Origin of the sequence: uncultured Azonexus sp., from assembly GCF_937982035.1 — a bacterium.
Lineage (GTDB): Bacteria > Pseudomonadota > Gammaproteobacteria > Burkholderiales > Rhodocyclaceae > Azonexus.
In genome coordinates this window covers 40,082-54,430 of record NZ_CALJNI010000002.1, presented here as the reverse complement: position 1 = coordinate 54,430, position 14,349 = coordinate 40,082, and the positions used below count along the sequence as shown (strand labels likewise).

General features: G+C 62.5%; 15 protein-coding genes. 9 read left to right on the top strand and 6 right to left on the bottom strand.

The window, feature by feature from the left end; genetic code table 11:
* Positions 1 to 22: 22 nt before the first annotated feature.
* Positions 23 to 577 (top strand): oligoribonuclease, encoded by a 555-nt coding sequence (gene orn, locus Q0799_RS02045; RefSeq protein WP_298393661.1) that lies wholly within the window; start codon positions 23 to 25, stop codon positions 575 to 577.
* 11 nt (positions 578 to 588) lie between these two features.
* On the opposite strand, the gene Q0799_RS02040 is transcribed toward orn, so the two are convergent.
* The 6 genes from Q0799_RS02040 to Q0799_RS02015 form a co-directional block, all read right to left on the bottom strand.
* A complete protein-coding gene (locus Q0799_RS02040; RefSeq protein WP_298393660.1) occupies positions 589 to 2,211 on the bottom strand; it encodes a hypothetical protein in 1,623 nt (540 codons plus the stop codon).
* Positions 2,212 to 2,271: 60 nt separating this feature from the next.
* The gene (gene rpmE / locus Q0799_RS02035; protein ID WP_028995958.1) at positions 2,272 to 2,496 is read right to left on the bottom strand and encodes a 50S ribosomal protein L31; all 225 of its coding nucleotides are present in this window, start codon (positions 2,494 to 2,496) and stop codon (positions 2,272 to 2,274) included.
* A gap of 91 nt (positions 2,497 to 2,587) precedes the next feature.
* A complete protein-coding gene (rho, locus tag Q0799_RS02030) occupies positions 2,588 to 3,847 on the bottom strand; it encodes a transcription termination factor Rho (protein WP_298393657.1) in 1,260 nt (419 codons plus the stop codon).
* A 159-nt stretch (positions 3,848 to 4,006) separates the two neighbouring features.
* Complete coding sequence (gene trxA / locus Q0799_RS02025; protein ID WP_028995956.1) at positions 4,007 to 4,333, bottom strand: thioredoxin TrxA; 327 nt, start codon at positions 4,331 to 4,333, stop codon at positions 4,007 to 4,009.
* A gap of 101 nt (positions 4,334 to 4,434) precedes the next feature.
* The gene (locus Q0799_RS02020) at positions 4,435 to 5,037 is read right to left on the bottom strand and encodes a response regulator (protein WP_298393654.1); all 603 of its coding nucleotides are present in this window, start codon (positions 5,035 to 5,037) and stop codon (positions 4,435 to 4,437) included.
* The gene (locus Q0799_RS02015; protein ID WP_298393652.1) at positions 5,034 to 7,013 is read right to left on the bottom strand and encodes a PAS domain S-box protein; all 1,980 of its coding nucleotides are present in this window, start codon (positions 7,011 to 7,013) and stop codon (positions 5,034 to 5,036) included. The genes Q0799_RS02020 and Q0799_RS02015 overlap by 4 nt, the downstream gene beginning before the upstream one ends.
* A gap of 126 nt (positions 7,014 to 7,139) precedes the next feature.
* Here Q0799_RS02015 and Q0799_RS02010 point away from each other — a divergent pair, with 126 nt between their 5' ends.
* From Q0799_RS02010 to Q0799_RS01975, 8 genes are all read left to right on the top strand, one after another.
* Positions 7,140 to 8,144 carry a TRAP transporter substrate-binding protein gene (locus Q0799_RS02010; RefSeq protein ID WP_298393650.1) on the top strand — a complete coding sequence of 335 codons (1,005 nt, stop codon included), beginning with the start codon at positions 7,140 to 7,142 and terminating at the stop codon, positions 8,142 to 8,144.
* Between the two features lie 69 nt (positions 8,145 to 8,213).
* The gene (locus tag Q0799_RS02005; protein WP_298393647.1) at positions 8,214 to 8,927 is read left to right on the top strand and encodes a TRAP transporter small permease; all 714 of its coding nucleotides are present in this window, start codon (positions 8,214 to 8,216) and stop codon (positions 8,925 to 8,927) included.
* Positions 8,928 to 8,930: 3 nt separating this feature from the next.
* Positions 8,931 to 10,214 (top strand): TRAP transporter large permease, encoded by a 1,284-nt coding sequence (locus Q0799_RS02000; RefSeq protein ID WP_298393645.1) that lies wholly within the window; start codon positions 8,931 to 8,933, stop codon positions 10,212 to 10,214.
* A gap of 110 nt (positions 10,215 to 10,324) precedes the next feature.
* Positions 10,325 to 10,999: a hypothetical protein gene (locus Q0799_RS01995; RefSeq protein ID WP_298393643.1), complete on the top strand. Its 675-nt coding sequence runs from the start codon at positions 10,325 to 10,327 to the stop codon at positions 10,997 to 10,999.
* 72 nt (positions 11,000 to 11,071) lie between these two features.
* A complete protein-coding gene (gene ndk / locus Q0799_RS01990; protein ID WP_298393641.1) occupies positions 11,072 to 11,500 on the top strand; it encodes a nucleoside-diphosphate kinase in 429 nt (142 codons plus the stop codon).
* 54 nt (positions 11,501 to 11,554) lie between these two features.
* Entirely contained in the window at positions 11,555 to 12,646 is a 1,092-nt protein-coding gene (gene rlmN, locus Q0799_RS01985) for a 23S rRNA (adenine(2503)-C(2))-methyltransferase RlmN (protein WP_298393639.1), read from the top strand.
* Positions 12,643 to 13,467 carry a type IV pilus biogenesis/stability protein PilW gene (gene pilW, locus Q0799_RS01980; protein ID WP_298393637.1) on the top strand — a complete coding sequence of 275 codons (825 nt, stop codon included), beginning with the start codon at positions 12,643 to 12,645 and terminating at the stop codon, positions 13,465 to 13,467. The genes rlmN and pilW overlap by 4 nt, the downstream gene beginning before the upstream one ends.
* Complete coding sequence (locus tag Q0799_RS01975; protein WP_298393635.1) at positions 13,464 to 14,348, top strand: helix-turn-helix domain-containing protein; 885 nt, start codon at positions 13,464 to 13,466, stop codon at positions 14,346 to 14,348. The genes pilW and Q0799_RS01975 overlap by 4 nt, the downstream gene beginning before the upstream one ends.
* Position 14,349 lies beyond the last annotated feature (1 nt).

Below are 14,349 nucleotides of genomic sequence, written 5' to 3'. Positions count from 1 at the left end.
TTTTAAAGTTTCGGGCAATTATATGGCAGGCAATGCAAACAACCTCGTCTGGGTGGACATGGAAATGACCGGTCTGAACCCGGATAGCGACCGCATCATCGAAATGGCGTTCGTGGTGACCAATTCCGAACTCGAGATGGTCGCCGAGTCGCCTTCCTGGGTGGTACACCAGTCCGACGAGACACTTGCCGCCATGGACGATTGGAACCAGAAAACGCACGGACGTTCCGGCCTGATCGACAAGGTCCGCGCTTCCACCATGGACGAGGCCGCCGTCGAGGCCGAGGCCCTGGCATTCCTGCAGAAGTATTCAGGCAAGGGGCATTCGCCGATGTGCGGCAATTCCATCGGTCAGGACCGCCGCTTCATGGCCCGCTACATGCCGACGCTCGAAGCCTACTTCCATTACCGCAACCTCGACGTCAGCACCCTCAAGGAGTTGTGCAAGCGCTGGCAGCCGGAGATTTACAAGGGCTTCAAGAAGAAGGGCCGGCATACCGCGCTGGCCGACATCCACGAGTCGATCGACGAACTCAAGTATTACCGCGAGCATTTCCTGATCAAGTCGGCCGGCTGAACCGGCCTGTCTCAGCGGCGGTAGAGGCGGAAACGCTCGCGCCGCTCGCCGGGGCGATTGCCCTGCCAGACCTGGGTCCAGCCGGCGTCAGGTGCGGCCAGCTGGGCGTTTGAGCTACCGGTGACCAGCAGCCAGTCGCAGGCCTTGCCCGAGTGGCTGTCGTATTCGACGGGCGCCAGGTTGACGAAGTAGGAGAAGGAGGCGCGCTGGGTGGCATTCAGGTTGCGCTCGGCCAGGCAGGTCTTGTCGGCGGGCAGCTTGCCGGCGACTGCTTCGGCGACCGGACGGTAGCTCTTGCCGTAATCGAACCAGGGCAGGATGAGTGCGGTTGCCATCAGCCACCAGGTCGTGAAACCCAGTGTCCAGTGTGTCAGGCTGCGATAGGGCGAGCGCGGTGCATTGGCGATCAGCCAGATCCACCAGATGCTGGCGGCGATCCCGATCAGCAGTCCGAGCAGGTCGAACTCGGCGACGAAGCCCGGACGCAGTTCGACAACCCGTTCCGCGAGCCGTTGCGGGAATCCCAGGGTCATTGCCGCCCAGCTGACCCAGACCAGCACGGCCAAGAAACTGAAGATGCTCATGGCAAACCAGTCGAAGGCGTTGGCCGCCCCCCGGCGCAGACTCAGGGCGCCCGGCGTGGCCAGCAGGGCGATCGACGGTAGCAGCAGCAGGGCCGGAATTTCGCGCGGCCGGTAGGCCCAGGCCAGCAGCAGCGAGGTCAGCAGGAAGAATGCCAGGGGGAGTAACTGAGCCGGCGCGCGCCACTGCCCGCGCCTCGACCACAGGGTCCAGGCAGCAAGGGGCAGGGCCGGGAAGGCGAACCACGGGAGCAGTGCCAGGAACAGCCCCAGGCCGCCAGCGGAAAACGGAGTTTTCAGCGGCGCCAGTTCGGTCAGCAGCCAGGCTTCGAAGCGAATGGGTTGCTGGCTGAGCAGGGCCAGGGGCCAGGGCGCGGCGAGCGCGATCCCGATGCCCAGGCCGATCAGCAGGGTGTGTGCCGCTTTGCGGCGATCCGGTGACAGCCACCAGGCCAGCGGCGCGATGGCGAGCAGCGGCAGGGTTGGCGCGATGCCGGCGCCAAGCAGGCAGGCGGCCAGCGCCAGGCCGTAGAAAATGCCGGTCAGGCGGGGTTTGCGACCGATCGTGGCGAGCGCGCCGAGACCGCCGGCGTAGGCGGCCAGTGCGATCAGCATGGGTTGCGCATCGTGGGCGTGGAAGAGCAGGCCGACGCATCCGGCCAGTAGCAGCGGGCTGGCGGCGGCGCTGTCGGTGCCGTAGAGTTCGCGGCCGGCGTAGTAAAGCCCGGTCAGCGCCAGCGCGATCCAGATGCCGCTGGCCAGGCGCATTGCCTCGTGGGCCGGCAGGGCCCAATCGAAGAGCAGACCGGTGAGCGCCGCACTCCAGTAGAACAATGGCGGTTCGTGGAAGGGGCGGCCGGCCAGCGACGGGGCCAGCCAGTCGCCGGTGGACAACATTTGCCAGGCCGTGCTGATGTGGATCGCGTCTTCACCCTTCCACGGGTCGCGGCCGAACAGCCCGGCCAGCACGTAGAAGGCAAGCATGCCGGCCAGCGCCCAGCCGGCAGGAGGCAGGTGGATGCCGCGACGGATCAGGGACAGTTGCTCAGGCATGGGATGCGCAAATGAAAAAGGCAGCCCATGGGCTGCCCTTTCTGGCGAAATTCAAACCGATCAGGCAGCGGCCTTGCCGCGCATGGCGCCGAACTTCTGGTTGAACTTTTCAACGCGGCCGGCGGTGTCGACGATCTTCTGCTTGCCGGTGTAGAACGGGTGGCAGGCAGAGCAGACTTCGATGTGGAAGTCGTTCTTCGGCATCGTGGACTTGGTGGTGAAGACGTTGCCGCAAGAGCAGGTCACTTGCACGTCGTGGTAATTCGGGTGAATGTCGGCTTTCATTTCATATCCTTTAAGCGAGCGACCGGCGGTATTGGCCGATCTGGGAAGCGCGAGATTATCGTTGAATAATCACGCGCTTGCAATACATTTTTCAGCCGCGACGCATGGCGTCGAAGAATTCGGCGTTGCCCTTGGTCGATTTGACCTTGTCGAGCAGGAATTCCATCGCTTCGAGGTCGTCCATCGGGTAGCAGAGTTTCCTGAGCACCCACATCTTCTGCAGCACGTCCGGCTTGAGGAGCAGCTCTTCGCGGCGGGTGCCGGAACGGTTGACGTTGACTGCCGGGTACATGCGCTTCTCGGCCATCCGGCGGTCGAGGTGGATTTCGGAGTTGCCGGTGCCCTTGAATTCTTCGTAGATCACTTCGTCCATGCGCGAGCCGGTGTCGATCAGCGCCGTGGCGAGGATGGTCAGCGAGCCGCCTTCCTCGATGTTGCGCGCGGCGCCGAAGAAGCGCTTCGGCTTCTGCAGGGCGTTGGCGTCGACGCCGCCGGTCAGCACCTTGCCGGAGGCCGGCTGCACGGTGTTGTAGGCGCGGGCGAGGCGGGTGATCGAGTCGAGCAGGATGACCACGTCCTTTTTGTGCTCGACCAGGCGCTTGGCCTTCTCGATGACCATCTCGGCAACGGCGACGTGGCGCGAAGCCGGTTCGTCGAAGGTCGAGGCGACGACCTCGCCCTTGACCGTACGGGTCATTTCGGTGACTTCTTCCGGGCGTTCGTCGATCAGCAGGACGATCAGCACGACATCCGGATGGTTGGCGGTGATCGCGTGGGCGATGTTCTGCAGCATCACGGTCTTGCCGGTCTTCGGCGGGGCCACCAGCAGGCCGCGCTGACCGCAACCGATCGGGGCGATCATGTCGATGACCCGGCTGGTGATGTTTTCCTCGGACTTGATCTCGCGTTCGAGCTTGAGGTGACGCGTCGGGTGCAGCGGCGTCAGGTTCTCGAACATGATCTTGTTCTTGTTGGCTTCCGGCGGGAAACCGTTGATCGATTGCAGCTTGGTCAGGGCGACGTAGCGTTCGCCGTCCTTGGGGGTGCGGATCTCGCCTTCGACCGTATCGCCGGTGCGCAGGTTGAAGCGACGGACCTGCGACGGGGAAACGTAGATGTCGTCCGGGTTGGACAGGTAGGAGGTGTCCGACGAGCGGAGGAAACCGTAGCCGTCCGGCAGCACTTCCAGGGTACCGTCGCCGTAGATGGTGTCGCCGTTCTTCGCCTTGGTCTTGAGGATGGCGTAGATCAACTCCATCTTGCGCATGCGGTTGGCGTTTTCGATGGCGAGTTCGGTCGCCATGTCCAGCAGTTTGCTGACGTGTAAGGTCTTGAGTTCTGAGAGTTGCATTGGGAGTGTGTGTGGCGCCGGAATGTAAGCGCGGGCGACAGCCCGAAGATCGGGGCGCAGGAGCTAGAGGGCTTGGGAGGGAAGAGACGCCGGGGCGCGTGGCCGTTTGCGTCAGCCTGAAGGTGCGCGTTGCACCTTCAGGGCGGGAGACTACGGAGATTACAGCGTGCTGTCAATAAAGGCGGCGAGTTGCGACTTGGACAGGGCGCCTACCTTGGTGGCTTCGACATTACCGTTCTTGAAGATCATCAGCGTCGGGATGCCGCGGATGCCGAACTTGGCCGGCGTCTGCTGGTTTTCATCGATGTTGACCTTGGCCACCTTGAGCTTGCCGGCGTATTCGGCAGCAATTTCGTCGAGGATCGGGGCGATCATCTTGCAGGGGCCGCACCATTCGGCCCAGTAGTCGACGAGCACCGGTTGCTGCGCCTGCAGCACCTCGGCTTCAAAAGTGTCGTCGGTGACGTAGTGGATGTGCTCGCTCATGTGTGCCTCGTGGTCTCAGGGGTCTATATACGTTTGGAATGGGGCGTTCGGCCCGATAAGTGTTTTGCGATGCTAGCGAAAAAAGCCCGGCATGGGAAGCGTCAGCGCCCCGTTTTGAACAGATTGGCCAGCTCGACGGCCGTCTTGACCTGCATCTTGTCGAACAGGTTGGCGCGATGCACTTCGACGGTGCGCATGCTGATGTTCAGCTCGTCGGCGATGACCTTATTGTATTTTCCGGCGAGCACCAGTTCCATGATCTGGCGCTCGCGGGTGGTCAGTCGCGAGACCCGGGCATTGACCGAGTCCTGGGTGGCGCTTTCGGCGCGCTGGCGGGCGTCGAGCGCCATGGCTTCCTCGATCCGGGTGGCCAGTTCGTTGTCGTTCAGCGGCTTCTCGAAGAAATCGAAGGCGCCGCGCTTGAGCGTTGCCACGGCCAGCGGCACGTCGCCATGGCCGGTCAGGAAGATGACCGGCAGTGTCGAGCCGCGATCGAGCAGCGCGTCGAAGCAGTCGAGTCCGCTCATCCCTGACATGCGCATGTCGAGGACCACGCAGCCGCTGGTGGCCGGCGTCCATCCGGCCAGGAAATCCTCGGCGGATTCGTAGACGGCGAAGGGCAGACCGCGGGACTTGAGCAGCCAGCTCAATGCGTCGCGGATGGCTTCGTCGTCGTCGACCAGGTGGGCACGGGGTGTGTTCATGCGCTTTCCAGGGGCAGGGTGAAGATGAATATCGTACCGTTTCCGGTCGGCGAGGCGGTGTTCTGTTCCGCCCACAGGCGACCGCGATGAAATTCGATGATCGAGCGGCAGATCGACAGGCCGACCCCCATGCCCTCCTGCTTGGTGGTGAAGAAGGCGGTGTACAGCTTGTCCTCGATATCCGGGGCAATGCCGCAGCCATTGTCGGCAACGCTGACGCGGACCTCGTTGCCGTCCGCCCGGACGTTCAGCCGGAGCAGCCGGTAGGCCGTCGGTGTCTCGCTCATCGCATCCATGGCGTTGCGCATCAGGTTGAGCAGGACCTGCTCGAGCATCAACCGGTCGGCCGGCAGCAACGGCAGATCGGGGATGTCTGCTTCGATGCGGATTTGCCGTTTGCGTGCTTCCGGCTCGACGAAGCCCAGGCAGTCGTCGATGACTTCGCCGAGGGCGCAGGGCGCGCGCTTGGGCTCGCTCTTGCGTACGAAATCATGGACGCGACGGATGATCTTGCCGGCGCGCTGGGCCTGGACCCCGATTTTCTCCAGTGCGGGTTTGAGTTCGGCGCAGGAGAGGTTGTCGCTGTTCAGCAGGTTCAGGCAGCCGGTGTTGTAGCTGGCGATGGCCGCCAGCGGCTGGTTCAGTTCGTGCGCCAGGGTCGAAGCCATTTCGCCCAGAGTCACCAGGCGGGCGGTGAATTGCAGTTGTTCCTGCTGCTGGCGGGCGAGTTCCTCGGCGTTCTTGCGTTCGGTGATATCAAGGACCGACGCCATCCAGCCGGTATGCTGGCCGTTGCCGTCGATCAGCTTGGCCTCGTATACCAGCGCCTGGAAGCGCTCGCCGTTCTTGCGCATGAAGGTGATCTCGAAACCGTCGCTGGGGGCTTCGCCGGCCATGACTGCGCGGTGCATGGCTTCGGTGTTTTCAAGATGTTCGGGCGCCCAGTAAGGCATCGGTGGTTCATGGCCGACCAGCTCGTCGGGCGCGAAGCCGGTCATCTTGCAGAACGCCGGGTTGACGTAGATGACCCGTCCCTTGAGGTCGCGGGCGCGCATGCCGACGGTCAGCGAGTCTTCCATGGCCGCCCGGAAAGCGTGCTCGGCGCGAAGGGCCTCCTCGGCCCGCGTGCTCTTGTGCATCAGGTCACGCACCAGCCACAGGCTCCAGAACACGCCCCCGGCGAGCAGCAGGATGGAAATCGTCAGCAATCGCTGCAAGGTGCTCTGATCGCTGGGGTAATTGCTGACTTTCAGTCGCAGGCCGTGGCCGGGCGGGTCGAACGGAATCTGGTAGCTGTCGGCGTTGGTGCCTTCGAGGTGCGTCTTGGTGGCGTAGAGCGTGTCGTTGTCGTCAACAATTTCCAGCTTGTATTTTTCGGTGAACCACCAGGGAACCTGGTTGGTCAGCAGATCGTTGAGCGGGTAGGTGGCGAGCAGCATGCCGGTCAGCCGCGATTCGTCGTAAATCGGCACCAGCAGATCGATCAGGCTTTCGCGTGCGGCGGAAAAATAAGGCTCGCTGTAGGCCGGTTTGCTCAGCCGTCGGGCAACGTCGAAGGCGCGGATGCGGTGTCCGGGGATGGCTTTGGCTTCGCCGCCGGCGTCGTAGCCGGGCAGCGAGGTCAGCGCTCGGCCTTGCGGGTCGAGCCAGCTGATCTGGGATATTTCCGGACTGTTCTTCAGTAAATGGGTCGAGCGGAGGCGGAACAGGCGTTCGCGCTCTTGCGGCTCGGTCATGTCCACGGCCAGTTGCTGCAGCAAGTCGCGGTTGCCTTCGAGGTGAAAGCGCAGGTTCTGCTCCAGCCACAGGACATCCTTGATCAGAATGTTGCGCTGTTCTTCGCGTTCCGAGTGCTGGAGCAGCCAGAGCAGGGCGAGCAGGGCCGCCATCAGCAGAACGATGCCGAATTTCGGCAGGGCCAGCAGCCAGGGTAGGTGGCGCTTTTCGGTAAGGATCGGGGTGCTCTGTGAGTCCATGGCGCGATGTTAACCCGCCGGGTCGAATGTGGATATCCACAATACGCAGGAGTTACCCGTTTCGTAATACTTCCGCCCAGTCGCAATCCGATTCTCGCGACCAACAAATCTTTGGAGGAGATATCCATGAAAGTTTCCAAGCTTCTCGTCGGCCTGTTTGCCTGCGCCGTTTCGCTCGGCGCCTATGCGCAACAGCCGATCGTGATCAAGTTCAGCCACGTAGTCGCCAACGACACGCCCAAGGGCAAGGCTGCCGACTTCTTTGCCCAGAAAGCCGCCGAGCTGACCAAGGGCAAGGTCAAGGTCGAGGTTTATGCCAACTCGACGCTGTACAAGGACAAGGAAGAAATGGAAGCGCTGCAGCTGGGTGCCGTCCATATGCTGGCCCCGTCGCTGGCCAAGTTCGGCCCGCTGGGCGTGCGCGATTTCGAAGTTTTCGACCTGCCGTTCATGTTTGACAGCTACGCCGATCTGCACAAGGTCACCACCGGCCCGGTCGGCAAGCAACTGCTGGCCAAGCTCGAGCCCAAGGGGATCAGCGGCCTGGCTTTCTGGGACAACGGTTTCAAGTCTTTCTCCGCCAATACCCCGATCCGCACGCCGGCTGACCTGAAGGGCAAGAAGCTGCGCATCCAGTCGTCGAAGGTGCTTGAGGAGCAGATTCGTGCTCTGAACGCCCTGCCGCAGGTGATGGCCTTCTCTGAGGTTTACCAGGCGCTGCAGACCGGCGTGGTCGACGGTACCGAGAACCCGATTTCCAACCTGTACACGCAGAAGATGCACGAAGTGCAGAAGCATCTGACGCTGACCGAGCACGGTTACCTGGGCTACGCGGTCATCGTGAACAAGAAGTTCTGGGACGGCTTGCCGGCGGACATCCGTGCACAGCTTGACGAGGCCATGGTGCAGGCAACCCGTTACGCCAACCAGATCGCTAAGATCGAGAACGACACCTCGCTGGAAAATGTCCGCAAGAGCGGCAAGACCCAGATCCATACGCCGACCGCCGCCGAGCGTGCCGAGTTCAAGAAGGCCCTGGTGCCGGTGCACAAGAAGATGGAAAGCCGTATCGGCAAGCAGACCATCGACGCCGTCTACAAGGCTACCGGCTTCAATCCGAACAAGCTGTAATCGTTTCAGTCCTCTGGGCGCCCGCTGTTGCCAATGGTGGCGGCGGGCGTTTTTGCAAGGAGAGGGGTCATGGGAAAACTCATCGATTTTCTTGAAGAATTCATCATCGGTTCGCTGATGGCACTGGCCACCGTGGTGATCTTCGTTTCCGTGGTGCATCGCTACGGTACCGGGTTCGATATCCCGGGCGTTCAGGACTGGCTGCTGTCCATCGATATGGGCTGGGCGCAGGAGTTCTGCATCATTCTTTTCGTGTGGATGGCGAAATTCGGCGCCGCTTACGGTGTGCGTACCGGCATCCACGTCGGGGTCGATCTGCTGATCAACAAGCTGTCCGACAAGCCGCGGCGCAGCATGATCCTGCTCGGTCTGGCCTGCGGCATCCTGTTCACCGGTGTGATTGGCCTGTTCGGTGCCTACTTCGTCTGGGAAAACGGCATGGCTTACGTCACGCTGAGCAGTCTGGGCATGGACCCCGGACATTTCTTCGAAGGGCCGGTTACGCCGGATCTCGAATGGCCGACCTGGATCGTCTATTCGGCGATTCCGCTGGGTTCCTTCCTGATGTGCTTCCGCTTCGTCCAGGTGATGATCAAGTTCGCCAACACCGGTGAATTGCCGACGCACGACCATGGTCACGTCGAAGGTCTGGAAGAGGGCGAGGTCCTGGTGGTCGGCGAGGCCATCGCCATCGCCGAGCAGCGCGAGCACGCGCATGCCGGTCTGAGCGACAGCGAGTGGGAGAAACAGCATCCCTCCCGCGACAAGAAAGAGGAGAAGTAAGCCATGAGCGCAGTCATCATTTTTGGCATCCTTCTCACCCTGATGGTGATCGGCATGCCGGTCGGCGTGGCGCTGGGTCTTACTGTGCTCGGCTTCATGTTCGCCTTTACCGATACACCGATCGCTTCGGTGGCCCTGAAGATGTTCACCGGCATCGAGAAGTTCGAGATCATGGCGATCCCGTTCTTCATCCTGGCCGGCAACTTCCTGACCCACGGCGGCGTCGCCCGGCGCATGATCAATTTTGCCACCTCGATGGTCGGTCACCTGACCGGCGGTCTCGGCATGTCGGCGGTGCTGGCTTGCGCGCTGTTCGCGGCGGTGTCCGGTTCGTCGCCGGCCACCGTGGTGGCGATCGGTTCGATCCTGATTCCGGCCATGATCAAGCAGGGCTTCCCGATGCGCTTCGGCGCCGGTGTGGTGGCCTCGGCCGGTGGTCTGGGCATCCTGATCCCGCCGTCCATCGTCATGGTGATGTACGCGGTGACGACCAATTCGTCGGTCGGCGCGCTGTTCATGGCCGGCGTCATTCCGGGGCTGCTGCTGGCCTTGGCGCTCGGTGCGACGACCTGGTGGCAGGCGCGCAAGGGCGGTTATCCGCGCTTGCCGAAGGCGAGCTGGGGCACCCGCTTCAAGGCCTTCCGCGAAGCTTTCTGGGGGCTGATGCTGATCGTCGTGGTCATGGGCGGTATCTACTCCGGCATGTTCACGCCGACCGAAGCGGCGGCCATGTCCGCGGTCTACGCCTTCTTCATCGCGGTGTTCGTGTACAAGGATCTGACTTTCAAGCAGATTCCCAAGGTGCTGCTCGATTCGGCCAACATGAGCTCGATGCTGCTGTTCATCATCGCCAGCGCCATCCTGTTCTCGTTCATCCTGACCTCCGAGCAGATTCCGCAGGGCATCGCCGACTGGATCATCCATCTGGGTCTCGGTCCGGTGGGCTTCCTGGTCATCGTCAACATCCTGCTGCTGATCGCCGGCAACTTCATGGAGCCGTCGTCGATCATCCTGATCCTGGCGCCGATCCTGTTCCCGGTTGCTGTGGCTCTGGGTATCGATCCGATCCACTTCGGCATCATCATCACTGTGAACATGGAAATCGGCATGATCACGCCGCCGGTCGGTCTCAACCTGTTCGTTGCCAGCGGCATCACCCGCGCCGGCATGAGCGAAATGACCAAGGCCGTGTTGCCGTGGTTGTACACAATGCTGGTCTTCCTGATCTTCATCACCTACATCCCGGATATCTCGCTCTGGCTGCCGCGTACGCTCGGCATGATGTAGCGATCCGCTGATCGAAACGGGCCGCGCTTCTCCGGAAGCGCGGCCTTTTTCATTTCGTGCTCTCCTGCCTGTGGCACAATCGCTGCCTTGTATTGAAAGCCTGACTGCTCATGAAATTTGCCCTGTCCATGGTGGCGCTGATCCTGGCCGCGCTGATCGTTCCTTTCCTGATCCCGGGTACCGGCAAGCAAGAGGGTTTTGATCCGAATGCCAACCTGCCCTGGCAGATCGAAGTCGATGGTCAGGGAGGTGCTCGTGTTTTCGGCGTGCGTCCGGGGTTGCAGACACTGGGCGAGGTGCGTGCCGTTCTGGGGGGCGAGCCGGAAGTGGCGATCATCGCGGCCCCCGGCGAAGTCGGTTCGCTGGAAGCCTACTACGGCCAGTTGCCGCTGGGTTTCGTGCTGGCCAGGGTGATCCTGGTCGTCGATGTCGCGCCCGAAGTCATCATTGCCATGCGCGAGCGTGCCCTCAAGGCGGAGCACATGGAAAGCACGACGCGCAAGATTCGTCTGCACCCGGACGATCTTGCCGCCGCCGATGCCATGCGGGTCAAGGCGATCAGTGTGATTCCGACGGTCAATCTCGACGAGGCGACCATCGTCCAGCGTTTCGGCGAGCCAGCCGAGCGTTTGCAGGTTTCCGACAAGCGCGTCCATCTGCTTTATCCGGATAAGGGGCTTGATGTGGTGGTCGATGCCGACGGCAAGGAACTGCTGCAGTACGTGGCGCCGCGCGATTTTTCCCTGCTGCGCGAACCCTTGCTGAAGGCGGCCGAGGTTCAGTGAGGCGGTCAAGACCTCGGCTTATCTGCTAAAATTCCCCGTTTTTCAACCGACTAGCTTTTTCGGAGCAAATTCATGGCTATCGAGCGCACCCTTTCCATCATCAAACCCGACGCCGTCAAGAAGAACGTCATCGGTCAGATCTACTCCCGTTTCGAAGGCGCCGGCCTCAAGGTCATCGCCGCCCGCATGACTTGGCTGTCCGAGCAGGAAGCCGGCCAGTTCTACGCCGTGCACAAGGAGCGTCCCTTCTTCAAGGATCTGGTCTCGTTCATGACCTCCGGTCCGGTCATGATCCAGTGCCTGGAAGGCGAGAACGCCATTGCCAAGAACCGCGAACTGATGGGCGCCACCGACCCGAAGAAGGCCGAGAAGGGCACCATCCGCGCCGATTTCGCCGAGTCGATCGACGCCAATGCCGTGCATGGTTCCGACGCCCCGGAAACCGCTGCCGTGGAAGTTGCCTTCTTCTTCCCGGGCATGAACACCTACGCAGGTCGTTAATTTTGCCTGTCGTCGGGCTCGCCGTTTCGGCGGGGTCGACGCCTCGGGATGCTGATGCAGAATCTTCTTGATTTCGATGCCGACGGCCTGACCGCCTGGTTTGCCGAGCAGGGTGAAAAGCCCTTCCGGGCTCGCCAGGTGCTGCGCTGGATGCATCGTTCCGGGGTGGCGGATTTCGATGCCATGACCGACATCGCCAAGAGTCTTCGCGAGAAGCTCAAGGCGCGGGCGGTCGTGGCGCCGCCGACGGTGGTGTCCGACAAGTTGTCGGACGACGGTACGCGCAAGTTCCTGATCGATGTCGGCAACGGCAATGCGGTCGAGACGGTGTTCATTCCCGAGGATGAGCGCGGTACCCTGTGCATTTCCACGCAAGCCGGCTGTGCGCTCGATTGCGCCTTCTGTTCGACCGGCAAGCAAGGTTTCAACCGCAACCTGACGGTGGCGGAAATCATCGGCCAGCTCTGGCAGGCCAACAAGGCACTGGGCGCCGTTCATGGCGACGAGCGGGTGATCTCCAACGTCGTCATGATGGGCATGGGCGAGCCGCTCGCCAATTACGACAACACCATCAAGGCCCTGCGCCTGATGCTCGACGACAACGCCTACGGCTTGTCGCGGCGGCGGGTCACGGTGTCGACCTCGGGGCTGGTGCCGACCATCGACCGGCTGCGCGAGGATTGTCCGGTGGCGCTGGCGGTGTCGCTGCACGCGCCGAACGATGCGCTGCGCGATCAGTTGGTGCCGATCAACCAGAAATACCCGCTCAAGGAACTGATGGCCGCCTGTCGGCGCTACCTCGAAAAAGCGCCGCGCGACTTCATCACCTTCGAATACACGATGATGGCCGGGGTCAATGACAGCGACGCGCATGCCCGCGAACTGCTGGCGCTGGTGCGCGACGTGCCGTGCAAGTTCAACCTGATTCCCTTCAATCCCTTCCCGGGGTCGCCGTTCCGCCGCTCGCCCGCGGATCGCGTACGTCGCTTCGGTGAAATCCTGTTGCAGGCCGGCATCGTCACCACCACGCGCAAGACGCGCGGCGACGATATCGATGCGGCTTGCGGTCAGTTGGCCGGACAGGTCAAGGACAAGACCCGGCGTACCGCCGGGACGTTGATTCCCATTCAGGAGTTGAGGACATGATGCGCTGCTACCGGCCGTTCCGGCTTCTCGCTTTGCTGGCGTCGTTGGGCTTTGCCGCTCAGGCCGCCGCCCAGGTCGATTTCGCGCCGTCGCCGCAGCCGGCGCAGGTCGGCGGGGCCGGCGACACGACCATTTCGGTGGCGGATCCGCGTAGCCGGGCCAAGATACATACCGAACTCGGTTCGCTTTACTTCCAGTCGGGCAGTCCGGCCATCGCGCTGGAGCATCTGGCGATGGCGTTGCAGATCGATTCACGCTTCTACCCGGCCAACAGCGTGCGCGGGCTGGTCTATGCCTCCCTGCGTGAATTTCCCAAGGCCGAGGCCGATTTTGCCCGGGCGCTCTCGCTGGCGCCGGGAGATCCCGAAGTGAACAACAACTACGGCTGGTTTCTGTGTGATACCGGCAGGGTGAGCCAGTCCATCCAGTATTTCGACCGCGCCTTGCGCGATCCCCTGTACGAAACGCCGGATCGCGCCTATACCAACGCAGGTACCTGTCTGCTCAAGGCCGGCGACCTGGATCAGGCGCAAACCTACCTGCTGCAGGCTGTTCGCGTTTCGCGCAGCGGTGCGGTGCAGGCGCGTGTCGGGTTGGCTACCATCTTTTTCAAGCGCGGCAATCTCCAGGAGTCGAGGCTGTACTTGAACGATGCCCTGCGCATGATGGAGCCGCCGACCGCCGAGGCTTTGTGGCTGGGCATCAGGCTCGAACGCAAGTCGGGCGATCAGCGGGCGGAAAGCGGTTTTGCCTCCCAGTTGCGCACCCGTTATCCGACCTCGGCGGAATACCAGGAATTCCTCAAGGGTAATTTTGAATGAGCGATCAAATCGACAACGCCGAAGCCGTCGAGGTTCAGGCTCAGGAGGCAATGCCCGAGGCGTTGCCGTCCGTTGGCACACTGCTGCGCAATGCGCGTGAGAGCCGCTCGCTGCCGGTGGCGGATATTGCCCAGGCGCTGAAATTGGGGCAGCGCCAGGTCGAGGCGCTGGAGCGCGACGATTGGTCGGTGCTTCCCGGAACCACATTCATCCGTGGATTCGTGCGCAATTACGCGCGGCTGGTCGATATTGATCCGGCGCCGCTGATGGAACGCCTGGAAAACCTGCTGGAAAAACCGGTCGATACCCTGGCCGTCCCCGCCGCCGCCCCGGCCCGGATCAGCAGCGCCTCGAAGTCGCGCGATGGACTGGTGGTCGGTATCGGCGGCTTGCTGCTGATTCTGGCTGCGCTCGCCTATTTCCTGCTGCCAAACGATCTGACAGCATTGCGTGACGCCTGGCAGGGTTTGCTCGGGGGCACCGAGGTGGCCGTCGAGCCGGCGCCGCCGCCTGCCGCGCCGGCCCAGGAAACCTTGTTTCCGCCTGATACCTCGGCGCAGCAATTGATCGCGCCGCAGGCGGCGCCGGCCGAAGGCGCGACGCCGCAGCCCGCGCCAGCCGTGCCGGCTGAAGCCGCAGTGGCTACCTCGCAGTTGCGTTTCGTGCTCAGCCAGGCGTCCTGGCTGGAGGTGCGGGATCGCGACGACACCGTTATCTTTTCCCAGCGTCTGATCGCCGGTACCGAACAGACTGTCGAAGGTCGGGGGCCGCTTTCCGTGACGATCGGCTATGCGCCGGGCGTCAAGCTCCTGCATCGGGGGCAGGTCGTCAATCTCGAACCGCATACCCGTGGCGATGTTGCCCGTCTGGTTCTGGAGTAAG

Excerpts from the sequence above, each read along its gene's own strand:
- orn (WP_298393661.1), top strand. The coding sequence starts at position 23 with ATGGCAGGCAATGCAAACAACCTCGTCTGGGTGGACATGGAAATGACC.
- Q0799_RS02040 (WP_298393660.1), bottom strand. The coding sequence starts at position 2,211 with ATGCCTGAGCAACTGTCCCTGATCCGTCGCGGCATCCACCTGCCTCCT.
- rpmE (WP_028995958.1), bottom strand. The coding sequence starts at position 2,496 with ATGAAAGCCGACATTCACCCGAATTACCACGACGTGCAAGTGACCTGC.
- rho (WP_298393657.1), bottom strand. The coding sequence starts at position 3,847 with ATGCAACTCTCAGAACTCAAGACCTTACACGTCAGCAAACTGCTGGAC.
- trxA (WP_028995956.1), bottom strand. The coding sequence starts at position 4,333 with ATGAGCGAGCACATCCACTACGTCACCGACGACACTTTTGAAGCCGAG.
- Q0799_RS02020 (WP_298393654.1), bottom strand. The coding sequence starts at position 5,037 with ATGAACACACCCCGTGCCCACCTGGTCGACGACGACGAAGCCATCCGC.
- Q0799_RS02015 (WP_298393652.1), bottom strand. The coding sequence starts at position 7,013 with ATGGACTCACAGAGCACCCCGATCCTTACCGAAAAGCGCCACCTACCC.
- Q0799_RS02010 (WP_298393650.1), top strand. The coding sequence starts at position 7,140 with ATGAAAGTTTCCAAGCTTCTCGTCGGCCTGTTTGCCTGCGCCGTTTCG.
- Q0799_RS02005 (WP_298393647.1), top strand. The coding sequence starts at position 8,214 with ATGGGAAAACTCATCGATTTTCTTGAAGAATTCATCATCGGTTCGCTG.
- Q0799_RS02000 (WP_298393645.1), top strand. The coding sequence starts at position 8,931 with ATGAGCGCAGTCATCATTTTTGGCATCCTTCTCACCCTGATGGTGATC.
- Q0799_RS01995 (WP_298393643.1), top strand. The coding sequence starts at position 10,325 with ATGAAATTTGCCCTGTCCATGGTGGCGCTGATCCTGGCCGCGCTGATC.
- ndk (WP_298393641.1), top strand. The coding sequence starts at position 11,072 with ATGGCTATCGAGCGCACCCTTTCCATCATCAAACCCGACGCCGTCAAG.
- rlmN (WP_298393639.1), top strand. The coding sequence starts at position 11,555 with ATGCAGAATCTTCTTGATTTCGATGCCGACGGCCTGACCGCCTGGTTT.
- pilW (WP_298393637.1), top strand. The coding sequence starts at position 12,643 with ATGATGCGCTGCTACCGGCCGTTCCGGCTTCTCGCTTTGCTGGCGTCG.
- Q0799_RS01975 (WP_298393635.1), top strand. The coding sequence starts at position 13,464 with ATGAGCGATCAAATCGACAACGCCGAAGCCGTCGAGGTTCAGGCTCAG.